Consider the following 24120-nt stretch of genomic DNA (forward strand, 5'->3'; position numbering starts at 1 on the left):
GAATGGGTATGGCAACAATCAAAGCAAGGGATGAACTGGCTTCAGTCATCCCTTACCCACTGGGACCTCCTCCAGAAAATTTACAAGAGGAGCTGGGGTTTCCCAGGATTATCAGAATGGGAGATAACGAGAATCCATATGGGGCATCGCCGTTTGCCCTTGAAGCCGTGAAAAAAGAACTTGATTCTATCAACCGCTACCCTGATGGGACATATTCAAGGCTGTATAAGTCGCTAAGTAGCTTCCACGGGCTATCCGAAGGCTATTTCACAGTGGGCAATGGCTCTGATGAAGTTATTCGCCTTATTACAAGGGCTTTTATTAGCCGCGGTGATGAGGCTGTCATGGCATCCTGTACATTTCCACGCTACAAGACGAATGTTCTGATTGAAGGCGGGATACCGGTTGAAGTGCCGCTTGTTGACGGAATTCACGATCTTGATGGTATGCTGTCCAGTGTTTCGGCACGGACGAAAATGGTATTTGTCTGCAATCCAAACAACCCGACCGGGACAATTGTTGACAAGGACGCCTTAGCGCAATTTATCTCGGCTGTTCCAGAAAATGTCCTTATCGTGGTTGATGAGGCATATGTCGAATATGTCCGTCCTGGCGCAATGAATGATGCCAAGTCAATTCTTGAAAAACACCGGAATGTCGTAATTTTGAGGACTTTTTCAAAAATCCACGGGTTGGCAGGTCTTCGGATCGGTTATGGGATGATGTGCCCCGGCATATCCGAAAACTTGGCCAAAGTCAGGGACGTTTTCAACGTAAATAGGGCGGGAGCGGCCGCGGCTGCTGCCTCGCTTGGAGATGTTTGCTTTATTGCGGAATCAGCTGAAAAAAATAAACTAGAGCGTGAGTATGTAACCAAGAGGTTAGAGGAAATAGGCTACCAATCCCTTCCTTCAGAAGCTAACTTCCTATTTGTCCCTTTAAATGAGCCCGGTGGATTAATAGAGTTAACTTTAGCGGGGCAGGGAATTTTCGTAAAAGCCATATCGGCACCCGGATATCCAGGCGCGTTTCGGGCCGCTCTTGGAACGAGGGAAGAAAACGACCGATTCCTTGGGGCCATCCGGTCTTTCCAGACGGAAGGGGTGATGAAAATATGGACTTTACTCCGGGAAACATGAACTGGCGTGATGGATACAAGCTTTTGATTGGTTCGATTTTGCCAAGGCCGATCGCATTTGTCTCTACTTTAAGCAAGGATGGCATCGCAAATGCAGCTCCTTTCAGTTTCTTTACTGTTGTCAGCGCCGATCCGATGCTGGTTTGCTTTTCGCCGATGAGGCGAGGGAGCGATGGGGCCAAGAAGGATACACTTAGGAATATAGAGGATACTGGACAATTTGTCATCAATATAGTCAGCGAAGGAATAGCGAGCCAAATGAACCAATGCGCCACGGAGTTTCCACCGGATGTTGATGAGTTCGAGGTATCAGGGCTTTCGAGGATGCCTTCCGCGAAAGTTAAGCCGCCGAGGATAAAGGAATCAAAGGTCCATTTGGAATGCGAGCTGCACGAGGTCCACCATTATGGGGACCAGCCGGGTTCTGGGAGCCTAGTCATCGGAAAAGTGATCCATATCCATGCAGAAGACACTTTGATTGAAAATGGCAGGGTACTTGCGGAAGAACTGCTCCCAATCGGCCGGATGGCTGGGAATCTCTATACAAGGCCGCTTGCTTCCACTTTCGAAATTAAAAGGATAACAAAGCCTGGTGATCAGCAATGAAGTTCATTACTTTTCAAAAGGAAAATGGCAGGGCAGCCGCAGGGTGGATTATGGATGGCACATATGCTGTCGATATGAACGAAGCTTCAAGAGGGGCTCTGCCAGCTTCAATCCTGGAATTCCTGCTGGACACGGAAACACATCTTGAAAAAGCAGCATCTCTTGTTCTAGGCACGTCATCATTTGGCGTTTATCCACTGGACACGGTCAAGCTGCTGCCACCGCTTCCGCTGCCAAAAAGCTTCCGTGATTTTTATGCCTTCGAGCAGCACGTTAAAACGGCAAGAAGGAACAGGGGCCTGGATATGATACAAGAATGGTATGAGTTTCCCGTTTTCTATTTTTCGAACCACCTGGCAATCAGAGGAACGGAAGCGGAAATTGAGAGGCCCCCCGGGTGCATGAAACTGGATTATGAGCTTGAAATCGCCTGCATTATTGGCAAGGAAGGCAGCAACATCAAAGCGGAGGATGCGGAAGATATTATTTTCGGCTACTGCATTCTTAACGACTGGAGCGCGCGCGATTTTCAGCAAAAGGAAATGAAGGTTGGCCTTGGCCCGGCAAAGGGGAAGGATTTTGCGACTTCGATAGGGCCGTGGATCTTAACAGCTGATGAACTCGATGGGTTAAGGTCTGAGAAAGGCTTTAATCTTACGATGACCGCGAAAGTAAATGGCGAGACCTTATCCAGAGGAAACGTTAGGGACATTTATTATTCCTTCGGTGAGATGATTGAACGGGCATCGTCGGGAACAACCCTCTATCCAGGCGAATTGATTGGATCGGGCACTGTTGGCACTGGGTGCATTCTTGAGCTTGGGGAAGAGTGCCACCGCTGGCTTGAACCAGGAGATGTCGTTGAACTTGAAATAGAAAAGCTTGGTGTTTTGAAAAATACGATTGTTGGGGAAGAGGGGTGAGCAAATGTTTTACCGGCAGATGGGGAGAATTCCACCCAAAAGGCATACTGTTTTCAGAAAAGAAGACGGTTCTTTATACAGGGAGCAAGTAATGGGTACAAAAGGGTTCTCAGGTACCCAGTCGATCCTTTACCATGAACATATGCCGACAGAGGTTGTCAGGGCGGAAAAAATCATTCCATTCCTTCCTGAATATGAAGAACAAGGTTCTCTTCGGCACAGGCATTTTTATACGCCGGAAATAAAAAGGGCCGGCAATGCCCTCGACGCTAGGGAATATTTAATGGGGAACAGCGATTTACTAATTGGGACGGCAAACGTGGATAAGGCGATGGACAGCTATTACCGCAATGGCGACGGTGATGAAATGCTGTTTATCCACCACGGAACAGGAAAGCTTGAAACAATGTTCGGATCACTTTCCTACCGGGAAGGGGACTATCTGGTCATTCCAATCGGCACGATTTACCGGCTTACGCCAGACTCGGAAACAAAAATCCTGTTCATTGAATCGTTTTCACAATTGACGACACCTAGGCGTTACCGGAATGAATACGGCCAGTTGCTGGAACACAGCCCGTTTTGCGAGCGTGATTTAAGAGGACCCGAGAAACTGGAAACCTTTTCGGAAAAAGGGGAATTTGAGGTCCTGACCAAAACGATAGGCTACATCCATCAGCATATCCTTGGCCATCATCCGTTCGATGTCGTTGGCTGGGATGGATATTTGTATCCTTGGGCTTTCAATATTGAGGATTTCGAACCAATTACCGGACGGATTCATCAGCCGCCGCCCGTCCACCAGACTTTCGAAGGGCACAATTTCGTTGTCTGCTCATTCGTTCCAAGGCTTTATGATTACCATCCGGAAGCAATTCCGGCACCATACTTCCACAGCAACGTCAACAGCGACGAAATGCTGTATTACGTCGAAGGCAATTTCATGAGCCGGAAAGGGATAAAGGAAGGGTCAATAAGCCTGCATCCAAGCGGAATCCCGCACGGACCGCATCCTGGCAAGACGGAAGCAAGCATCGGCAAAAAAGAAACGCTTGAGCTTGCCGTGATGATCGACACATTCCGCCCGCTAAAGATTTTCAAGCCGGCAGTGGAGATTGAAGACAAGGCATACATGTATTCGTGGACAGGAGGATGATTTCACAATCACAAAAAGGAGGACCGGCATATCCAGCCGATTCCTCCTTTTTTATCTTTAGCTTTATTTTTCAAAAAATTAAACCTTTTATTGCTGCTCATTATGCCAAATGATCGCGACGGTTCCTTCACCAGCATGGACGGCGATTGTCGAACTGATTTCTCCAATCGATGTTTTCAAGCCAGGATAGGCGGCTTTCAGCAGTGTTTCCATTTCTCTTGCTCTTTCGGGAACATTCCCATGCATGATCCAAACTTCCTCGACCCTGTTTTCATTAAATACGTCACCGAAAAGCTCAACAAGCCTGGCAGAGGCTTTCTTTTCGGAACGGACTTTTTCAAATAGCTCGAACTCCCCGTTTCCATTAATCCGGATAATTGGTTTGATTTTCAAGATACTCCCAAGCAAGTATTGGGTGCCGGACATTCTGCCGCCTTTGAAAAATTGCTCAAGGCTTCCAAGCAGAATATAGTTCTGCGAATTATTAGCCTCTTCGGCTAAAACCGCCGCTATGTCGGCCGCTCCCAAACCGGAACTGTCAAGCTCAATTCCTTTTTCGATTAACGCTGTAATCGCGTAGGACATTGATTTAGAATCAATTGCCTCAACAGGAAATCCTGCCAGCCTCGCTCCTGCTATGCAACTGGAGAGTGTCCCGCTAAGCTTCGACGAAACGTGGACGGCAATTGCTCCTTCATATTCCTCTTTTAGTTTCTCGAAAAGCTGCGCAAACTTTCCGGGTGAAGGCTGTGAAGTTTTTGGGACTGTCTTTTCATTATTAATGCGCTGGTATAATTGTTCAGTATCAAGCCCTATTCCATCTTCAAATGCCTCGCTGCCAAAAATGATTTCAAGTGGAACGACATAGACATCCGGATTCGACTTTAAACCCTCTGTCAAAAAAGCGGTACTATCTGTTACCCATGCAAGCTTCTTTTTTTTCATATTATAGTGATTTCCTTTGCGGGTTTAGTTTTTTAACCTTAAATATAATATTACCATTTAAACAATAATAAGGTAATAAGTATATTATTCTATGAATACTATTTTTGATAGAGAAGAGCCTATGTTCCGCCATAAATTACGTTGTTGTCTTTAAAGTGGATAATAAGAGAGAATATAGGGTATATTGATTCGGGAGCAAGTTTGTTAAAAAGGAGGATATTTGGGATGCAATCATTTGTTGTAAGTTTCCATCAAGAGGATAAGGTTGACTCAATGCAAATTCAGAAACTGAATGAAGAGGATTATACAAGGGCGACAGTGGGCGGTACCCGCCATTTGTTTGAAGTGGATACAAACATCGGTTTTTTTATATTTTTTGATGCCGAGGATAAGGACGGCACTGTGTCCCATCTTATCCTTCACTATGAAGAGGAAAATGAGGATCCAAGCGCATGTTACTCATTCGCAATGAAGGATTTTTATGAATTCATGGCACTTTATCTGAATGACCTGGAATTCAATGAAGAAACGGATGATGATGAAGAGGAGGCGTATGGTCCAATTCATCATTTGGCCCATCTGCTTTACCATATTGTTGAAGAAGGGCAATCGCTGGAGGGGTAAAGCAGATTAAAGGAAAGCAGCCAGTTGTGCTGCTTTTCTACGTTTCAAGGTAACATTTCTTATTAAAAAGTGGAAAATTACAACATTCGAGGATAAAATATGTTATAATTAAGTGGCATTATTTACATCTTTTTAGGGTAAAAAGGCATAAATATCAACGTGGGGGGAGCCTTGCAATTTCAATGAACACATATTTAAAGAAAACTCCATATTTGTTATTCTTGCTTGTTATGCCCTTGTTAGGTATCGTTTACCAGTTCTTAAACAACAATCCACAAGAGGCAGTCCATATTTCCACTGCTGCCGATGGCCTTATTCCATTTTTGCCAATCTTCATAATTCCGTACATCTTTTGGTATATTTATGTTTTTATGTATCTCGTCTATTTCTGTTTCAAGGATACGAAAGTATATTTAAAAACGCTAATCTTGATTGTGGTTGGGGAAGTCATTTGTTTTTTGATTTATTTCTTTTTCCAGACAGTCGTCCCTAGGCCGCAGCTCCAGGGAGATGGGCTACTCATCCAAATGGTTGGATTCATCTATGCAAATGACCAGCCATATAATTGTTTCCCTAGCATACATGTGCTGACAACGTTTGCGGTTATGCTGGGTTCCCGCCATATTCGGAACAAGCATCCACTTAATACAATGTTTATCCATATTGCGGGTTCGCTTATCATTATTTCGACCCTATTTGTTAAACAGCATGTGGTACCGGATATGATTGCTTCAATGTTTCTAGTTTCGTTTCTCTACGGCATCCTATTCGAGCTATACAGTGTACCGGTTACCGAAAAGCAAAATACAGTATTTGTGAAAAATAAATAGAATAAGTAAGGAAGGCAGCAATTCTGCAGCCTTTCTTTTTTATTGTCTTTGAGCTAGCTCTTCAGCTGTTTGAGCAGCAGTAAGGTCTACCTCGAATTGCCTGCCAAGGTCATCCAGATGATAATAGCCCTTTGCAACCATATACAATGTAATCTCTGTGTGGGTCTTTATTGCATCCGCAAGCTGGACTTTAAGGGCGGCCGATGGCAAGGTAGATCCAGGCGATGTTGTCACGCACATATCCCGCTCGATGAGGCAAAAAGAGGCTACGAAGTATTTGATACCAAAACCGACAATTGCATTAAAGTTGTTTTAAAGCCACATTAAGAGGACAGCGGCCTGGTTTTCAGGCCGCTTTTTTTATGGCCACCGATCCAGGTTTATTTAAGCGTGTCGACAGGTATATTCCACTATAAGGCGCCTTTTATGTAATCGGGTGGGATCAATGGATGAACTATTAAATTTTTTTAATGAAATAACAGCTAAACGCGCTGTAACTTTTTTAATCGATACAGCATTTATTTTAGGCGGGAGTTGGCTGTTAAAAGGTTTGGCCAGGCTGGTTGCATTGAATAAACCGGAACTGAAAAAGCGTTTCCTGCCTGCTGCCAGTTCACTGTTGAATTGGATTACCTTTTACGGCATCATTCTCTTATTTTTGTTCCGTTTTTCAAAAACGAAATGGCTTTTTAGCCCCCTTTATTCAAAGGATGGAGTAAAGGTCACATTTTTCCTCATCATTGTCGCGTTTATTATTGTGACACTGGCCAGCAGGATCATTAAACTTCTCACAAAATATGTACTTACAAATGTGTATGAGCATTACAATGTTGACAAGGGCCTTGGCTATACGATCAATCAAATTATTTATTATACGGTGATGATTTCCGCACTTGCTTTTAGCTTCACGATTGTTGGACTTAATCTGACAGCTCTTGGTGCCATTTTCGGAGTACTCGGAATTGGAATCGGGTTTGGCATGCGTAACGTTGCGGGTAACTTTGTCTCGGGGATTATCATTCTGTTTGAACGGCCAATTGAAGTAGGAGAAATCATTGAGGTTAATGGAAAAGTTGGCAGTGTAGAGAAAATAAGCCTTAGGTCAACTCTTGTCCGGACTGCGAAGGAAGGAACATTAATCATTCCAAATCAATATTTTATCGAACAAATATTAAAAACCGTACAGGTGCCGAAATGAGAGCGGAAGTTAAAGTTAGTGTGAGTTATGGAGCAGATTCTAAAATGGTGCATCGCCTCCTTGAAGAAGCTGTTGATCAAATAAAGGAAGAGTGCGAAGGAATTCTGCAGTCTCCTAAGATGGAAATCCGTTTTATCGATTTCAGGAATAATGCAATGGAATTCTTTGTCGAGTTGCCAGTTACCAATTTTGAAATAAAAGAAAAGGTTGAAAGTGAATTGCGCCATTCAATTGCACGCCTCTTTAACAAGCATGAAATAAAAATGCCTGCGATTGTCACTGAGGCCGAGAAGAAAAACTAATTTTGTTGGTAAATCCACGAATTACAGAAAGGGGTTTTAAATAAACGATATACTTTATATAAGGTAAGTCATCCTGTTGAATAGACAGGATGTTTTTTTTATGAAAAAATGGAAAAGTTTAAAGCCAAATGATTGTATTGTCCGTCTAATAGATGAAAGAATGTTGAAGGAGGTGGCTCGGTTGTTAAATTTAATTAAGAAAGCACAAAAAGGAAATGAGAAAGCATTTTTAAAATTATTCCAGCAATATGAACAAGACATTTATAGAACAGCATTTGTATATGTAAAAAATAAAAGTGATGCTCTTGATGTTGTTCAAGAGACAGCATTTCGTTCTTTTAAAGCAATTAAAAATCTTAAAGAACCTACATACTTTAAAACCTGGTTGATAAGAATTTCCATTAGTTGTGCTATTGATTTACTTCGAAAGCAAAAAAATGTAGTTCAAATGAAGCCGGAATATGAGAAATTCATATTTGTAGATGTTAATGAAGATATTGATTTGGAAATGACAGTTCAAGACCTAATCGAACGATTAAACGCAGATGAGAAAAGTGTTATCATTTTAAGATTTTATGAAGATTTGACTATTAAAGAGGTTTCAGAATCCCTTGATATACCTTTGGGTACTGCAAAGACAGTTTTATACAGGGCTTTAAATAAGCTCCGAAAAGAATTGAAAGGGGATGGTGTATATGGGCAATAAGATTAAGCAAGAAATGAATAAAATTGAAATACCTAAAGAGTTGAGTGAAAGAAGTAAAATGGGAATTTCTCAAGCAAAAAATGAATCACAAAATAATAGGAAAAGATATAATGCAAAAGGAATTGCTATTGCTGTTGCTTTACTTGTATCTATTTATTTATTCACATTAATTAAGTACGATTTTGCTCCAAATAATACTGTTAACAGTCAAAATACACCCGTTGTTATGGAGGATGGTGGAGTTAAAATCCCTGCCATTCAATTACCTAAAGAAAATGTGAAAGCTGATATGATCGGTTTAATTGTTTACAACGGAAAGATTTATACTCAAACAAGGACAGAAATAGATGCGGAAAATGCAAAATCTATTGTTGGAGAGAAACTTGGAACTACGAAAGGGAATATTGATGAATGGAGCAAGCAAGAGGCCTATGATGAAGAATTTGCGTCAACAATAGGAATAGTAGATGTTTATTCTGTCGAAGGTTACGATCGTGATTTTAGAATAATGACTTATGGAGAGTGGGATGGAAAGCCTTACGCTGAGTTTTATGAGAACCTTAATGGAATAACGATAAATAGTGGTAATGATGTATTTGGTAAGTTAAAAATGGTAGGGAACGCAACCACTGCAAAATATAGGACATTCAGCGATTGGGATAATAACGTTGATAATTTTTACATTATTGCGGATATGAAAGCATTAAATGATTTTGTTGAAGAACTCAATAAAACAAAACCTTTCCCTCGTGAAGGAAATTCAGACCCAATTAGCAATTCTCGAAACAACGAAGAATTCAAGGAGTTAACCATTCAGTTAAATGATGGAACTAAAGTTAGTCTGACTCTTCTTAAAGAGAATTATATCTATTACGGATATATGGGTGCATATTTCAAAATGGATGATGACGTGTTTTCAACAATATGGAGTCAACTTCAGTAATAAAATTTGTATTAAAACGCTCAATTTTGTGAGCGTTTTTTACATGCGATTTTAATGCTAAATTTGATGTTGGTTTATGGTGTTATTTTATGAGCAAATTTCTATCCCAAAACGGAACCCGTGAGTGCAATCTTGCCGGTTTTTTATATTAATATAGTTTCTTAAGAGGAGTAGGAAATGGAAGAATTTGAAGAGGCTTTGTAAAGTTGCGCGGCTTCGGAAAGCGTCTGCAGCTTGGGATTTTATCATAGAATCACCTTTTGCCAGCAACTATACCGAATAGCTTAGGGAAACCGCTCTTCCCAAATAGAAAGCACTATGGGAATCTACATATTCCAGCTGGTGCCGGCAGCATACTACTCATACCTTGCATCCAGATTTGAAAAGGAAGGAAGTTTAACTAGAACTATGACGTTCATGGCTGTTCTTGGCTTTTGGGCTAAGTTCCCTATGACGATTAAAATAGAAGGCAAGGTGCATGCATGCCAGAGTAGTCCCACCTAGAAAAACACCGTTTCCTAATACGCCGAATGCCCGGCTCATTTCACTTGGGGCTGTCAAAATCCACCAAAGGCTTGAAGCGCCAATAATTGCGAAGCTCAAGAAGAATGTTTCAAGCACAATTTTTCCTGGCGATGCTTCCGCTTTAGACCTCATAACTACGTGAATAAGTGAGCAAATTAATGCGGCCGCCAATAAGCTGAAATAGGCGATCAATCTCATTTTGTCCATTACCTCCTTTATCTTCTAACATGTTAATTATACCAGTATAATCCTGTTCAAGAATATATTTTTTATTAAGAAAACCTTGCAGCAAGATTGACTTGAAGCTATCCAGATGAGGGGAAATCATGGCGCCTGCCTGAATGAGTAGTCACGGTATCTAATCTCTTCAATCCTCGTTCCCGGAATCCGTTCAACAACCTTTCCATTCATATCCTTCCTAACTTCATATTCTTTGTAAGTTTCAATGATATAACCATTGCTTTTCCGTTTTCCGACAAGTTCCATTTCATATTCAACCAAATTGCGGGATACTGGTTGGGTAAATACGGGGGCTTGGAGCGGCCCATCTGTTTCATAATAATAGGCATTATTCATTATTGAAAAAGGCGAGTCAAGATAGGCGGCCGATGCAATTAGAATTCCCAAACATAAAATATGGAAACGATTCACTTTATCCATTTCATACACCTCGATCAATTTAGGGTTGTACCAATATATGCATTTGGTGATGATTTATCCCTTAAAAAATAAGCGGAAGGCCATCAATTTCTGCGCTTTAAACAAGTTGACAATATACTAAGTTTGCGAAACGGATTTTATTTTTAGCCAAGAAGGAAAGATTATTAATAGCATTGAATTTATATAAAGATGGGTGATTACTGTATCTCTTATAAAGAGGGGGTTAGATATGTCGAGAGAAATATGGTTGAACCTTCCAGTGCGAGAGCCAGAACGTGCTAAGGCGTTTTATACGCAGCTCGGTTTTCGATTAAATGAGCGATATACGAGTCAAGACGGTTCATTTAGCTTAATCGTCGGGGAGAATGAGGTTGTTTTGATGATTTTCCCGGAATCCACGTTCAGCGGTTTTGTCGGCAATCCGGTTGGGTATGCATGGCAGGGCACTGAAGTGTTATTCTCTCTGGGGGCGAATTCCAGGGAAGATGTTGATGCGCTTGCCTTAAAAGCGGAACATGCAGGCGGCACTGTGTTCAGCAAGCCGGGTGAAAAGGACGGCTGGATGTACGGCTTTGGTTTTGCAGATCCAGACGGCCACCGATGGAACGCGTTGTATATGGATTATACTAAAATCCCACAAGGCTGAAACGAACAGGTGATGACCTAAAATAAAGTATAAGAAAAAATGCTCAGACCATTTATTTAGGTTCTGAGCATCTTGGGTTGTTGTTACGGTTGTAGCATTGCTAATTTATGAAAGGGAGACATGCTTAATCCGCCCATGATAAACACGGTAAAGGCCAAGAGCGACCAACGATAGAATTGCGCCAGAAATGTATGGAAGGCCGGCGGCGACTGAAAATAACAGGCCTCCTAGCGGCGGGCCTACAATCCTTCCAAGTGAATCAAAGGATGAAAGGAGTCCGGTAACATTTCCATGACCGGTTTTTACTGTTTTGGTTAAAATCGATGAAACACTTGGCCTGATAACCCCGTTCCCAATCCCAAAAATCGTCAAGAAAATTGCGGCGGTGGCAAAACTATTTATGAAGAGTATGAGGGAAAAACCGATTGCGGAAACAATGATACCTCCCTGGATGACCTTTCCTTCACCGAACTTTTTGGTAAGCTTTCCAATTAGGCCGCCTTGCACAAAAGCGCCAGCCAGACCCATGATCATAAAAATATACCCCAGGCTCGTTGAATCCAGTCCCGCCCTTTTGGCCGCAAAATAGGCGAAGGTCGCTTCTAGCCCAGCAAGAGATAAAGAAATGAAAAATTGCAAGAAGAATAGAATACCTGATGTGCCGCGTAACGCGACATGGAAGGGAGCTTTTTGTTCCTTATTCGCTTTCCTGCTTTCCTTCGTCGATGATTCCTTAAGTAATAGTGCTACAAGTATCAATGTTACTATGGAAGAACTGCCTGCAAGTACAAACGGAAGACTAAGGCTGTTCTGGGAAAATACCCCCCCAATGGCCGGTCCAAATACAAATCCCAGACCTACAGCAGCACCAATGACTCCCATACCTTTGCTCCTGTTTTCAGGAGTTGTTATATCGGCAACATAAGCCATGACAGTCGGCATATTAGCCGCGGACAAGAGGCCGCCGATAATCCTTGCAGCGAAAAGCATCCATAGTGATCCGGCAAACGCCATAAGAAAAAAGGAGATCGCGAGTCCGGTAATCCCTGCGAGCATGACTGGCTTTCTTCCTATTTTGTCTGAAATCCTTCCCCAAACAGGGGCGAAAATGAGCTGCATAACAGAATAGACGGCCATTAGTAGGCCAAGCTCCGCCGGGCTGGCACCGAGCTTTTCCGCATAGAAGGGCATTACCGGGATGATGATCCCAAAACCCACCATTACTAGAAACATGACAAGAAATAATATCGGCAATGCCTTTTTTGTTTCAACCATCGTGTTCACTCCTAGACCAATTCCAACTCTAACTACCATGTCAAAATCCATTCAATGGGATAAGATAATCTTATATTTTATAGGGAAAATGTCAACTTTAAGGTTTTCAGCCCGTATAGGGAAGAATAAAATGTCTTTTCAACTGGATACAGGAATCTGCAAGTAATTGATAGCAGTTTAATAGCAATCGCTAGCACTAAAAAAGGCTATCTGCTTTACGATTGCAGACAGCCTCTTGTTATTGGCTTTTCGGGTTATTTTGATTCCTTTAACTTTATTCTTTTGTCATCCATTTTGACAATTTGTTCTTCCGCCAATTTGGCCAGTACTTCCTGCCCCTTTATCGTTGGGTGAATATCCCCTGGCAGTATGTACTCTGCCTGTTTTCCATTAAATGCTTCAAAGGAATCGGCTATTAAAATAGAAGAGTCGGCTTTTGCTTGCGGAAGAATAACCTTTTGGTTTACTGGCCCCAAAAGAGTATTACCTGCAACATAGAATGAATCAAACAAAGGAATACCAGTATACCCAAACGGATTATAAAGTGTATACAAAATTACCGGCGCATCTGTCTTTGCCCTGATATTTGCCAAAATGCTGTTCATGTTAATCGCAAGCTTGGCAGTTTCAATTTCAATCTTTTGGATTAATTCAGAGGTGATAAATATCGGCTGGCCGGACCTGGCAAGCGCTGCAATACCTGTAGCCTGAAGAAGATCGTTGCTACCAATATTAAGCGTAATAACATCGGCTTTTCGAATTGCGTCTCCAAAAGCAGGATCCCTTTCCATTTCAGCAAGCAACTGGGAGGACGTCCAGCCTGACTGGCTAAGGTTTGTCACCTTATGGTCCCGTTCACCGATCAGATTAGGGAAAGCATAATCGGATGGTTTAGATCTGTCAGTGTCAAGGTTCAATCCAAACGTGATTGAATCACCTAATGAAACGATTTTTAACTTCTTCCCGCCTACATTTTTAGCCGAAACAGCTGGCGCAAAAAGAGCGCCAATTAGGAGAATGAATACCAACATACTCTTGAATTTTGCCTGCTTCATCGTTTTCCTCCTTTATAATAGAATTCAACCCTAATTTTATTCCGACTATTCTGAAAATAACAGAATTTTCATCCGTCATTAAATGCAAAAAATTTGTTTGAATTTGGAACTTTCATCTATTATCTTTTATGATGATAAAAGGGGGGATAACTGTGAAAATAATTGTTTCCGGCATTCCGAGTTCTGCTGGGGCTTTAATAAAAGGAACAGAGCTTGCACCAGTGGCAATTCGCCAGGGAAGTGTAGTGAGAACACTGCGCGAACAGGGATATTTGGTTGAAGATAGAGGAGATTTGTTAAAAGATAAGGAATTGCCTAGGCATAATATTGCACCTGTCCGCAACTGGCCCGCCCCCAGGCTTGTATGGGAAGAAATTGTCGAGGAAACGGAAAGCCTTTTTAACAAAGATGCTTTTTCACTTATCCTAGGCGGGGATTGCAGCCTTGTAGTTGGAACCTTCACAGCATTCCGGAAAATATTTGGTGATAATACATACCTGGTCGTCATCGATGGACATCTTGATACAGTCGCGCCGGATGGAAACAGCTGCATTGGCGCGGCAGGTATGGGTCTTTGGTTTCTCACACAGGACAAAAAAATATGGTGGACAGAGGATCCAATTGCGCCAGGCCGGATCAAAGCGATAGGCACCCATTCAGCGGGAGAACCCCTTGGAATCGAAATAACGCCCTATGAAGACCTGCAAACTGGATCGGTTAATGAAAAACTAGCTCTTTTATTAGAAGATATTCCTATAGATGCAAGCATCCTTGTACATTTTGATGTCGATGTCCTCCATGAGCGCATTATGCCTGCAGCCTATTCGCCAAGCCAAATAGGATTGGATTTGCCTATGGCGTTCGAGTTGTTCTCTTTCATATTGAAGGATCAGCGGGTGAAAGGGATAGAGATAACAGAATTCGCTGCTAATAAGGAAGGGGCATCCATAAGCACAGAAACAATTACTAATTTAATTGTTGCGGGATTAAAGGTTAAGGCGCAACTATCTGTAAATGGGGAACAGCCATGATAAGCGGGGGAAAAGTTACAATAAAACCACTTTCAGAATACGACCTGCCTATTTTATGGGATTGCATTTACGGGGAAGAGGATCCTGAATGGAAGAAATGGGATGCCCCATACTATCCGTTGAAAAAAAGGGATAAAGACGAATACATTATCAGTATGAAAATCCTGCTTCAGGAAGGGTTAGATACAAGATGGGCCATTTGGGCGGAGGAAAAGCTAATCGGCTGCGTCTCCTGTTACTGGGAGCATAAGCCATCAAACTGGCTTGAAGCGGGCATCGTCATTTATGATCCTGCGTTCTGGAACGGCGGATATGGAACTGAAGCATTTAAGCTGTGGATTGAACATCTATTTACCCACTATCCCATCCACAGAATCGGCTTTACAACCTGGTCCGGGAACGAAAGGATGGTCAGGGTTGGCGAAAAGCTCGGAATGAAGATGGAGGCGTGTGTAAGGAAATGCAGGCTTTATAACGGTACATACTATGACTCCATCAAAATGGGAATGCTGAAGGAAGAATTGGAACTAGATAAAATGAAATAAAAAAGCCATTGATATCAAAAAACGGGTTCGGTTTTCAAGTACAAAAACTAAATTCGCACATAAATTAGCAGTCCAATTCGCAACTGAATTGGACTGTATTTTTTTGTTGATAGTTCATGGTTTTCTGTGCATTTAATGGTGTTTTAGCACTCGAATTCGCACCCGTTTTATCAAGCTGCCAAAAGTTATGTTAACGAGTGTGAATTCGTTTGCTAATTGCTATGCGAATTGGTGTGCTGAAAATGATAAGCAGGTTTTTGGATATTTATGTTAAAGTGATAATAGAGCTTATTCAACATAAGGTGCAGTTTCAACAAGGAATTTTAGAAAAAGGGGAAATTGTTATGGAAATCATTGATTATCAGAAAGAATATGAAGAGGGTTGGTTGCGTTGCAGAGTGTTAGCTTACTTACATACATCAATGTATGAAGATGTGGTAACACAAAAGCCCACTTTTGGGGATCGGCCATCGATTGAACTATTAGCGATTGAAAATAATGAGGTAATTGGCATATTAGATATGGTGTTAGATAGTACACAGCAAAAAACAACAATATTAGGAAACGACTTAGGTGCATTTTTACAAGTAATTGCTGTTCATCCAGATTATCAATCTAAAAAAATTGGACAGAGACTATTTAACACTGCTTTAGAACGACTTAGTAAAACCAATATTTCCTTTATAGAGTTATATACACGGGACGATGTACAAGCGAACAATTTTTATCAAAAACTTGGGTTTGAAAAACGATTAGAATACTATGACGTATTTGGCGTTGAAAATGGCCTACGTCGCCCCGTTTCCTCGATGGAATACATAAATGGTAGGGTGAAAGCGAAATATGAGAACGGTGATGATTGTGATTATGTACTAATAGATGGTGTATATGAAGTCTATAATTTGGAGTCTCTAAAAAACTTTGATTATGATAGGTGTTATCCAGCAAGAGGATATTATAAAAAGATAAAAACGAAAATCAAGCACTCTTATTCAACTTTAGGATGCTAATTTACTTACCAAAACACCTACTATTTCTTTTGGGAATTAATACGTGAATATCACTGTTTGTACTTCAAAACCGAACCCGTTATTTCGCAATTCAGCTGCTTTTTTTTGAAGATTTTTATTCAGTAATTAATAAACCATTCCTTTTATAGTAAGTAGTTGTAACCGTCAGATAACTTTGAACACTTTTTGCTAATTTAAAGTGAACACTTTGCTGGAAATTAGAACATGCACCTTGTCACTTTACATGGAGCCTCTGCGGGGAGGATTATGAGCCACAATGCCAGCTACATTCATGAATCTGGCTCAGCCGAAGTAGGCTATCATGCCCGCCTCTCCAAATAAAGTGCACGTCTCTACTGGAAAATAGTGTTCAGTCTTATTCAGCATTTTGTGGTAAGAAAGTGTTCATTTCTACTCAGCGGTTACAGTAGTTCCGATAATATGGAGAAAAACTGAAAAATCATAACAAATAAATCCCTAATTCACAGGGGAATTATACACCAAATAACAAATAAAAACGCTCAGAGTTATAGCCCTCAGACCGTTTTTATTGTTACATTCTTTCTGTTAAAGCTTCCGTTTCCTGTTATGTCATTATTTATTAAATTTTTTGTACTCATCAATATAGAAAGCTACATTACCACAATTTGGACATACAGCTGCTTTGGTCTTTGCAGAAACACTATTGAAAAATCCTTTAAGCTTTTGACTAATCGTAATTCCAGATAAGTCATATTCAACATTTACTTTACAATCTTTTATCATTTCAGTTTGGCATTGATGGCAATTTCTTTCCATTATAAAATCCCCATTTCGCTTCATAATCTATATTCCTATTTTAACATATAGTTAAAATTTTCCCTTTGCCCTATGATGTTTAAAGTCAATTAACAATATGTGTTAATTAGCAATAACGCATAAATTTATACGGTCATTCCAATTCATATGCGAATTCAAATGTTAATTCGAGTGTAAAATGGATAAAACCCTGATATATCAAAAAAAAGAGACACCAATTCAGTTACGAATTGTGTCTCCAACTATATTGTTTTTAGTGTTTTTGTACCTCTGAACCGAACCCGTCAATATCAAATCAACGGCTTTTTATTATTTTACTGATTTTCTAGCTGTTTCCGAAACAAGGTCGGCAAGAACGACCAGAAGCATGTAGCATAAAAGCAGTAGTGTAAGATCTGAGTAATGGAAAAAGCTCATGCTCAGTTTGAATTGCTGTCCAAGCCCACCTGCACCAACAAAGCCTACAACAATCGTTGTTCTCATAATAACTTCCCAACGGTACAGGATATAGGTCAGGAACTTGGGCATAACGGAAGGGAGAACCCCGTAAAACAGGCATTGCCATTTCGTAGCGCCGGCACTAGCAAGATTCCTGACTGGCCTGGCGTCCATATCTTCTATTACCTCAGCCCAAAGCTTCCCGAGGATGCCAAAATTGTGCAATGCGAGTGCGATTGCGCCTGGCAGGAGGCCCGGTTTTAATATAAACACAATTAACATGGCCCAGACAAGCTCCGGTACAGCCCTCGAAAAAATATACGAGAGGCGGACAAGTCCAAATAGAATCCAATTATACCAGTTCTTTGATGCTGTAAGGCTTCCATCAGCTATATTCCTTGCAGCGGGAATCACCGTTAGAAAAGCTGCGATTGTAGCGAAGCCGATTGCCATAATGCTCATTTCCAGCGTTTCGAGTGTGAGCTTGAGTGCATTGTCCCAGCTTGAAGCCTGTGCAAATGCAGGTGCTTCTTCGCCAACACCGAGCATCCCTCCGAAAAATTTCACCGCATACTCTGCATTCTCATTAGTTAAAAGGGAGGACAAGCTTGCTCCTTCCCAGGCATATATATAGCCCCAGGAAATGAAAATGAGCAGGAGGGCAAACAGGGCAGAGGACCTGCCGCTTACCAAAATTCGTTTTTTTCCTTTTTCAAGCAAAGCCCCGCGTACAAGGCTGCTCCAGCCATCAACAAAAATGACCAGCACGATTAAAAAGAACACATATGTCCATACTTCATTGTATTTAAGGTCCGCTAGGGATAATTGTATCTGGTAACCGAGTCCGCCTAGCCCGACAAAGCTCATGATGGCCGAGGAGCGGATTGCACATTCATACCTATACATCGTATAGCTGACAAAATCCGCCCGAACAAGGGGGAGATACCCATAAAACAAAACCTGCAGCCTTGAAGCCCCGGTGGTTTTTAGAGCAACAATCGGCTGTTCAGGGACATCATTGAGCATATCCGCAAATATCCTGCCCAGGATGCCGCCATATGGAATGGCGAGGGCAAAAATAGCTGCAAAAGGGGACAGCCCTATTGCGGCAACAAAAAGCCATGCCCAAACTAGCTCATGTATCGAACGGGTAAACCCAAGGATTCCCCTAAAAAACAGCTTTGAAAAGAATTTTGATCCTCTTCCATTCAACAAAACCCCGGAAGCAAGTATTCCTGCGACAAAAGCATATATGAAAGCGAGAGCCATGCCTGCGGTAGCATAGGCGAGAGTCAGCCATGATGCTTTAAGTCCAATCGCAAGTATATCCGGCGAAAGGGAGGGGGAAACGAGCCCTTTCAGAATCTCGATGATCATAACCCCGCCGCCTGCATGGATTAGTTCAGGGCTCCACTTAACTGAAAAAAGGCTCCAGGCAAACACTATGAATAAAATGGCTGTCAGTGTAAGGCGTTTATGCCTGGCAAACGGGCTTTTAATTCCCTTACTCATTTTCAGGCAGCCCCTTTAGCTTATATAAATCACGTAAGAGGGAATCCGTTACTTGATCAGTCGGGAGGTCGAAAAAAACGAGGCCATCCTTTATAGCGATAATACGGGTAAAATACTTCCGCGCATACTCAACCGAGTGCAGGCTAGCAAGCAGTGTCTGGTTTTCTTCGGTAACGATTGAAGAAAGGATTGCCAATACATCCTCCGCGCGGGCAGGGTCAAGAGAGGCTACTGGTTCATCCGCTAGGACGATTTCGGGCTTCTGGACCAGAAGCCGAGCCAGCGCCACCCTTTGCTGCTCACCGCCTGAAAGGCTTGATGTTTCTTCATACAGTTTATCCTCCAAACCGACTCGGCTTAAAGCGTCCAATGCCAAGGCTTTATCGCGGGGGAAAAGGAGGGACAGGAGAGATTTTACCAAACCCCAATCGGACAGTCTGCCAGCAAGAACATTATGGATAACCGGCAATTGTCCAACGAGATCGAACTGTTGGCGGATGACGCCTACCTTCTTGGCAAAGGATTTCCCGCTTTTATACTCAGCCCTTGGTTTCCCAGAAATAATCCATTCGCCGCCATCAGGCTCGATAATACCGGCAATTGTGTTAAGAAGGGTAGTTTTGCCCGCGCCGCTTGGGCCTATTAGTGCTACTTTCTCTCCTTTTGACACAATAAAAGAAAGGGAAGAAAGTGCTGATTTCTCCCCAAAAAATTTCGTTATATTTTTTGCCTCTAAAACCTTGGTTCGCACCATTTATCTCACACCTGTTACTTAATAATCTTCAATTCTTTCGCGACTTCCTCAATCGCTTCGTAATTCTCGTTTTTCGTCTCGATAAATTTATCAGTCGCAAACATGTTCAGCCCTGACAGTTGCTCGGGCGTCATGGACAGAAGGGCCGCTTTTACCTTATCCTTCGTATCCTTGTCCACTTTGTTAATGGTCCAATGATAGTCAAAATAAGTTGGTGTTGTATAAAATACGCGAACTTTATTCGTATCAACCTTTTTCTCTTTTACGGCTGTTTCCCATACCGCTTCGTTCAGCGCTCCAGCTTTGAAAGCGCCGGATTCAACGAGTTTATAGGTTGTATCATGGGAACCCGAAAAATTCGGTTGCCCATCAAAATCCTTTACAGGATCAATACCCTCTTTTATTAAAAAGTAGCGAGGCATTAAATGCCCGGAAGTCGAGCTTTCACTCCCAAACGTGAACGATTTTCCCTTAATGTCTGCAAGTGAGTTGATACCGGAATCGGTTTGCGTGATGAATACAGAATGGAACTCAGCATCCCGCGGCCTTTGTGCAATTGCTTCGGCTTCAGGCACAAGGTTCCTTGCCTGTACTCCTGTCAAACCTCCAAAAAAGGCCAGCTTGATTTCACCGCGCTGAAATGCAGTCACAAGCGCCGCATAATCGACAGAAGGGACAAATTCGACTTTCAGACCAGTTTCTTCAGAAAGATGTTTTGCAACAGCATCCATGCTGGTTTTCATTTCAGTAGCGCTTTGGTCAGGTATCGCACCAATTTTAAAAACTTCATCGCTTTTTTTTGATTCCTTGTTATCGTCTGATTTTGACGTTCCATCTTTATTTCCGCACGCCGCCAATGCGAGAATTAGCAAGGCAGAAATGAATAGCACCAACCATTTTTTCATAAAAGTTTCCTCCAGTGTTCTCCTAGTAGTTTAACTGTTGTTAATTTTATAGGAAAAGGGGGAAATAACAATGGATTTAACAATATAGCCACGATACAAATTATAGATAGAACACTTCCTCACCTATCGAAAAAACCGATGAAGACACTTTCATACAAGTTTTGCATCTGAAACTGTCTTCATTGAAGGAATGAAGACAGTCTCAAGCAGAAATTGCCTTCAAAACTGTCTTCATTGAACGGATGAAGACACTTTCTAGCAGGTTTTTCCTTCAAAACTGTCCTCATCAACGGTATGAAGACACTTTCAAGCAGGTTTTACCTTCAATACTGTCCTCATCGAGGGTATGAAGACAGTTTCAAGCAGGTTTTGCTTTCAAAACTGTCTTCATCGATAAGAAGAATCAACTTCCATTAGAATGCCCAATAAAGTAAACAGTGCCCCGGTTCAAATAAAACCGGGGCACGATCTTTTAAAATTATTTAACCTGGGTTGACCATTCCTCAACATTCCAGACACGCGTTATCCAGCCTTCATAGAAATCTGGCTCGTGGCAAACAAGGACGATGGTTCCTTTGTAATTTTTCAGTGCGCGCTGAAGCTCTTCTTTTGCCGTTACATCAAGGTGGTTCGTCGGCTCATCGAAGAGGATCCAGTTGCTTTCGTACATCATCAATTTACACAAGCGGACCTTTGCTTGCTCTCCGCCGCTCAGTTGGCTTAACGGGCGGGAAATATGTTCATTTTTCAAACCGCAGCGAGCAAGTGCGGCCCGGACCTGATGCTGGTCGAGGCTTGGGAATTCGTTCCACACATCATCGATAGGAGTGATATCCATTGCCTTCACTTCCTGCTCAAAGTAAGAAGGGAAGAGGAAATCCCCATGTTCGACTTTGCCTCCAAGCGGCTGGATTTTTCCGAGCATCGTCTTTAAGAGTGTCGATTTACCGACGCCGTTGCAACCTATAATCGCAATTTTTTCTCCCTTTTCAATCACCATATCCATTTTAGGCAAAAGAGGGTGGGAGTAGCCGATTTCAAGGTCCTTCGCTTCGAAAACAAAGCGGCTACTGCTCCGCGATTCCTTGAATTCAAAGGTCGGCTTTATCGCCGACTCAGGGCGGTCGATCCGCTCAAGGCGGTCAAGCTGCTTCTGGCGGCTTTTAGCTCGTCCGGTCGTCGAGTAGCGCGCCTTATTTTTCGCAATGAAATCTTCCTGCTTTTTAATAAATTCCTTTTGCTTTTCATACGCATTGATATGCTGGTTTTTATTGATTTCCGCAAGCTCAAGGAATTTCTCATAAGTAGCTGTATAACGGGACAGCTTTGAAAATTCCAGATGGAAAATTGTATTTGAAACCGAGTTCATAAACTCCGTATCATGGGAAATGAGCAGGAATGCATAAGGGTATTCCTTTAAATATCCGGACAGCCAGCGGATGTGCTCAACATCAAGATAGTTTGTCGGCTCATCGAGGAGGAGGACCTTTGGCTGCTCAAGCAATAGCTTCGCTAAGAGCACTTTTGTGCGTTGTCCGCCGCTTAGCGCAGCTACGTCCCTGTCAAGGCCGATGGCATCAAGGCCAAGCCCGCGGGCTGCTTCTTCTATTTTAATATCCAGCGTATAGAAACCGCCGGCATCAAGCGCATCCTGGATTTCACCCATCCGCTCTAGAAGGGCTTCCAGCTCCTCTGGCGTCGCGTCGGCCATTTTTGCAGTTACTTCATTCAATTCCCTTTCTTTTTCAAAAAGAGGGAGGAAGGCGTCGCGCAAAACATCCCGCATCGTACGTCCAGGTGTCAGGATGGTATGCTGGTCAAGATACCCATATTGAACACCAGGCGTCCATTCAACCTTTCCACTGTCATGGATCAGCTGGTTTGTAATTATATTCATTAATGTCGATTTGCCGACTCCGTTAGCGCCTACCAGGCCGACATGGTCTTCTGCCAAAAGGCGGAAAGACACATCCTTGAAAAGGATTCGGTCCCCGAAAGTATGACTTAAATTTTCTACTGTTAAAAGTGCCATTTTTGTTCAAATTCCTCACTTTATCTTAAAAATAAACCCATTTTCCTATCATACAAGATTTTTCGGGTTACGGCTATATTTATTGAAAGCAAAAAGCTGCCAGCACAACACTTTTATCTTTTAAAAAAAGGAAAATACCATCTTCCAAAACAAACCTTAAGTAATGGAAGAGAGGTAATTGTATGAGATTAACTAGTTTAATTAACAAAGGAAAATTCGGAGGAATGTGCGGCTCTATCTGTGGCAGAAGACCAAAAGGGCATCAGCCGAGTTTGCGGATAAGGCTTAGCTCCGTGGGAAAAAAGCTATCTGGATTGTCCATAAACGAATAAAAAAAACCAATGAACAAAGTTTCTTGAACGAAAGAACTAAATTTCAGCATTCTTGAAATTACACTCACTTTATGATGAACATAAATTCACAACAGTGAACATATGTTTTCAACAGAAGGCACATAAAAAGGTGGATGCCATTTTAGCATCCACCTTTGTTCATTACTATCCTTTTGGATTTTCTGTTATTTGGCTTTAGCCTCTACAGGTTCATTCAGAAACGTTACCCTCCCATCCTGAAGGGAAACAATTCTTGCAAGAGATTCAATTCGAAAGCCTCTTTCATCAAGAAGTTTCCTGCCATCCTGGAAAGACTTTTCAATGACAATCCCAATTCCAGCAACCTTGGCACCTGCATCTTGGGCCAATTTAACAAGAGCTAAGGCAGCCTGGCCGTTTGCTAAAAAATCATCAATGATTAATACCCGATCACCGGCACAAATATATTTTGAGGAGATGGATACTTCAGAAGTTTCCTGTTTTGTGAATGAATAAACACTCGCTGTCAGAAGTCCTTCCGTCATAGTAAGCGATTTTCTTTTTCTGGCGAAAATAACCGGAACACTCATCTCCAGCCCAGCCATGACAGATGGGGCGATACCAGAAGATTCAAGAGTTAATATTTTCGTAACCTTTTCGGAAGAAAAACGGCGGGCAAACTCCTTGCCTATTTCATGCATTAAAAACGGATCAATCTGATGATTAAGAAATGCATCGACCTTTAAAACTTGGTCAGACAGCACACGGCCTTCCTCATTTATTTTCTTTTTCAAGCTTTCCATAATATACCCCCCTATAGGTAAAAATAAATAAGCCCAAAAGCCACACTCCACTAAAATGGGAGCAATAGCCTCCGGGCCTAAAACCAAAAGGTAAAGAAGGATGGGTACAATTAAGCCATCCGTCCATTGCACCCATAGTCAGACCATTTAAGGCGGTCCGGTAGAAACTTGCAAGCCATATCCTTGCGATTATACGAGTGTTTACACAAAAGTAAGGCTTATTATAACAGGAGGGGAATGAATTTCAAGAGTTTATCCCCAGAATTTTTTACAAGGAAAACGAAGATTATCAATGTAAGCGTATACAAGTATAGATAAAAAATGATAAAATCTGTTTATGAATGTCCTTGCAGTATGAACACAAGGTGAAATATGCTATAGTTAACAGGGGAATAATTGCTTGAAATCCCTGTTAAATAAAGGTTTACGAGTGTCCTTCTCAGGAATAC

General features: G+C 41.9%; 26 protein-coding genes, 1 pseudogene and 1 riboswitch. Of the genes and pseudogenes, 15 read left to right on the forward strand and 12 right to left on the reverse strand.

All coding sequences use genetic code 11. The features are described 5' to 3' along the window. The first annotated feature begins 8 nt into the window (after nt 1-8). From hisC to AR337_RS03540, 4 genes are read left to right on the forward strand one after another with little or no spacing between them, the layout of a single operon-like run. Nucleotides 9-1139 carry a histidinol-phosphate transaminase gene (gene hisC / locus AR337_RS03525; RefSeq protein WP_059170614.1) on the forward strand — a complete coding sequence of 377 codons (1131 nt, stop codon included), beginning with the start codon at nt 9-11 and terminating at the stop codon, nt 1137-1139. After that, a complete protein-coding gene (locus AR337_RS03530) occupies nt 1115-1744 on the forward strand; it encodes a flavin reductase family protein (RefSeq protein ID WP_059170615.1) in 630 nt (209 codons plus the stop codon). Before hisC ends, AR337_RS03530 begins: the two co-directional genes overlap by 25 nt. Then, on the forward strand, nt 1741-2667 hold the full coding sequence (locus AR337_RS03535; RefSeq protein ID WP_059170616.1) for a fumarylacetoacetate hydrolase family protein: 927 nt from the start codon (nt 1741-1743) through the stop codon (nt 2665-2667). Before AR337_RS03530 ends, AR337_RS03535 begins: the two co-directional genes overlap by 4 nt. Nucleotides 2668-2671: 4 nt before the next feature. Continuing rightward, the gene (locus AR337_RS03540) at nt 2672-3823 is read left to right on the forward strand and encodes a homogentisate 1,2-dioxygenase (protein ID WP_059170617.1); all 1152 of its coding nucleotides are present in this window, start codon (nt 2672-2674) and stop codon (nt 3821-3823) included. A gap of 87 nt (nt 3824-3910) precedes the next feature. Here AR337_RS03540 and AR337_RS03545 read toward each other — a convergent pair whose 3' ends face one another. After that, nucleotides 3911-4768: a DegV family protein gene (locus tag AR337_RS03545; protein ID WP_059170618.1), complete on the reverse strand. Its 858-nt coding sequence runs from the start codon at nt 4766-4768 to the stop codon at nt 3911-3913. 225 nt (nt 4769-4993) lie between these two features. Between AR337_RS03545 and AR337_RS03550 the strand changes: the two genes are divergently transcribed. Continuing rightward, nucleotides 4994-5392, forward strand: coding sequence for a hypothetical protein (locus tag AR337_RS03550; RefSeq protein ID WP_059170619.1), 399 nt, complete (start codon nt 4994-4996; stop codon nt 5390-5392). Between the two features lie 182 nt (nt 5393-5574). Beyond that, entirely contained in the window at nt 5575-6222 is a 648-nt protein-coding gene (locus tag AR337_RS03555; RefSeq protein WP_059170620.1) for a phosphatase PAP2 family protein, read from the forward strand. 39 nt (nt 6223-6261) lie between these two features. On the opposite strand, the gene AR337_RS23435 is transcribed toward AR337_RS03555, so the two are convergent. Continuing rightward, complete coding sequence (locus AR337_RS23435; RefSeq protein ID WP_059170621.1) at nt 6262-6456, reverse strand: hypothetical protein; 195 nt, start codon at nt 6454-6456, stop codon at nt 6262-6264. Here AR337_RS23435 and AR337_RS23695 point away from each other — a divergent pair. From AR337_RS23695 to AR337_RS03575, 5 genes and pseudogenes are all read left to right on the forward strand, one after another. Next, nucleotides 6428-6549, forward strand: a pseudogene (locus tag AR337_RS23695) (glutathione-dependent formaldehyde dehydrogenase); the annotation flags it as partial. The gene AR337_RS23435 and the pseudogene AR337_RS23695 overlap by 29 nt on opposite strands. Before the next feature lie 118 nt (nt 6550-6667). Further along, complete coding sequence (locus tag AR337_RS23995) at nt 6668-7420, forward strand: mechanosensitive ion channel family protein (protein WP_367576242.1); 753 nt, start codon at nt 6668-6670, stop codon at nt 7418-7420. After that, entirely contained in the window at nt 7417-7722 is a 306-nt protein-coding gene (locus tag AR337_RS24000) for a hypothetical protein (RefSeq protein WP_367576243.1), read from the forward strand. Before AR337_RS23995 ends, AR337_RS24000 begins: the two co-directional genes overlap by 4 nt. A 160-nt stretch (nt 7723-7882) precedes the next feature. Beyond that, a complete protein-coding gene (locus tag AR337_RS03570; RefSeq protein WP_059170842.1) occupies nt 7883-8428 on the forward strand; it encodes a sigma-70 family RNA polymerase sigma factor in 546 nt (181 codons plus the stop codon). Beyond that, complete coding sequence (locus AR337_RS03575) at nt 8418-9371, forward strand: hypothetical protein (RefSeq protein ID WP_059170622.1); 954 nt, start codon at nt 8418-8420, stop codon at nt 9369-9371. Before AR337_RS03570 ends, AR337_RS03575 begins: the two co-directional genes overlap by 11 nt. A 396-nt stretch (nt 9372-9767) precedes the next feature. Here the strand turns inward: AR337_RS03575 and AR337_RS23035 are convergent, their stop codons facing one another. Both AR337_RS23035 and AR337_RS03590 read right to left on the reverse strand, forming a co-directional pair. Beyond that, nucleotides 9768-10103: a hypothetical protein gene (locus tag AR337_RS23035; protein WP_156424297.1), complete on the reverse strand. Its 336-nt coding sequence runs from the start codon at nt 10101-10103 to the stop codon at nt 9768-9770. A gap of 117 nt (nt 10104-10220) precedes the next feature. After that, nucleotides 10221-10556 carry a hypothetical protein gene (locus AR337_RS03590; protein WP_059170625.1) on the reverse strand — a complete coding sequence of 112 codons (336 nt, stop codon included), beginning with the start codon at nt 10554-10556 and terminating at the stop codon, nt 10221-10223. 247 nt (nt 10557-10803) lie between these two features. Here AR337_RS03590 and AR337_RS03595 point away from each other — a divergent pair, with 247 nt between their 5' ends. Then, complete coding sequence (locus AR337_RS03595; protein WP_253701460.1) at nt 10804-11202, forward strand: VOC family protein; 399 nt, start codon at nt 10804-10806, stop codon at nt 11200-11202. A 105-nt stretch (nt 11203-11307) separates the two neighbouring features. Here AR337_RS03595 and AR337_RS03600 read toward each other — a convergent pair whose 3' ends face one another. Further along, entirely contained in the window at nt 11308-12477 is a 1170-nt protein-coding gene (locus AR337_RS03600; protein ID WP_059170627.1) for an MFS transporter, read from the reverse strand. A 254-nt stretch (nt 12478-12731) separates the two neighbouring features. Continuing rightward, entirely contained in the window at nt 12732-13532 is an 801-nt protein-coding gene (locus AR337_RS03605; RefSeq protein WP_059170628.1) for an SGNH/GDSL hydrolase family protein, read from the reverse strand. Between the two features lie 152 nt (nt 13533-13684). Here AR337_RS03605 and AR337_RS03610 point away from each other — a divergent pair, with 152 nt between their 5' ends. From AR337_RS03610 to AR337_RS03620, 3 genes are all read left to right on the forward strand, one after another. Then, a complete protein-coding gene (locus AR337_RS03610) occupies nt 13685-14563 on the forward strand; it encodes an arginase family protein (protein ID WP_059170629.1) in 879 nt (292 codons plus the stop codon). Then, complete coding sequence (locus tag AR337_RS03615) at nt 14560-15108, forward strand: GNAT family N-acetyltransferase (protein ID WP_059170630.1); 549 nt, start codon at nt 14560-14562, stop codon at nt 15106-15108. The genes AR337_RS03610 and AR337_RS03615 overlap by 4 nt, the downstream gene beginning before the upstream one ends. A gap of 242 nt (nt 15109-15350) precedes the next feature. Beyond that, the gene (locus AR337_RS03620) at nt 15351-16118 is read left to right on the forward strand and encodes a GNAT family N-acetyltransferase (RefSeq protein ID WP_059170631.1); all 768 of its coding nucleotides are present in this window, start codon (nt 15351-15353) and stop codon (nt 16116-16118) included. Between the two features lie 594 nt (nt 16119-16712). On the opposite strand, the gene AR337_RS03625 is transcribed toward AR337_RS03620, so the two are convergent. The 6 genes from AR337_RS03625 to AR337_RS03650 all read right to left on the reverse strand — a co-directional run bounded on the left by AR337_RS03625 (nt 16713) and on the right by AR337_RS03650 (nt 23671). Continuing rightward, a complete protein-coding gene (locus AR337_RS03625) occupies nt 16713-16916 on the reverse strand; it encodes a hypothetical protein (protein WP_156424298.1) in 204 nt (67 codons plus the stop codon). A 309-nt stretch (nt 16917-17225) separates the two neighbouring features. Then, nucleotides 17226-18866, reverse strand: coding sequence for an ABC transporter permease (locus AR337_RS03630; RefSeq protein WP_059170633.1), 1641 nt, complete (start codon nt 18864-18866; stop codon nt 17226-17228). Next, nucleotides 18859-19620, reverse strand: a complete 762-nt coding sequence (locus AR337_RS03635; protein WP_059170634.1) for a phosphonate ABC transporter ATP-binding protein — start codon at nt 19618-19620, stop codon at nt 18859-18861. The genes AR337_RS03630 and AR337_RS03635 overlap by 8 nt, the downstream gene beginning before the upstream one ends. A gap of 14 nt (nt 19621-19634) precedes the next feature. After that, nucleotides 19635-20525, reverse strand: coding sequence for a putative selenate ABC transporter substrate-binding protein (locus AR337_RS03640; protein ID WP_059170635.1), 891 nt, complete (start codon nt 20523-20525; stop codon nt 19635-19637). 478 nt (nt 20526-21003) lie between these two features. After that, nucleotides 21004-22557: an ABC-F family ATP-binding cassette domain-containing protein gene (locus AR337_RS03645; protein WP_059170636.1), complete on the reverse strand. Its 1554-nt coding sequence runs from the start codon at nt 22555-22557 to the stop codon at nt 21004-21006. 517 nt (nt 22558-23074) lie between these two features. Next, nucleotides 23075-23671 carry a xanthine phosphoribosyltransferase gene (locus AR337_RS03650; RefSeq protein WP_059170637.1) on the reverse strand — a complete coding sequence of 199 codons (597 nt, stop codon included), beginning with the start codon at nt 23669-23671 and terminating at the stop codon, nt 23075-23077. Nucleotides 23672-23786: 115 nt separating this feature from the next. Beyond that, nucleotides 23787-23888: riboswitch (purine riboswitch) on the reverse strand. Nucleotides 23889-24120 lie beyond the last annotated feature (232 nt).

Origin of the sequence: Bacillus sp. FJAT-27445 (assembly GCF_001510665.1) — a bacterium.
Lineage (GTDB): Bacteria > Bacillota > Bacilli > Bacillales > Cytobacillaceae > Bacillus_D.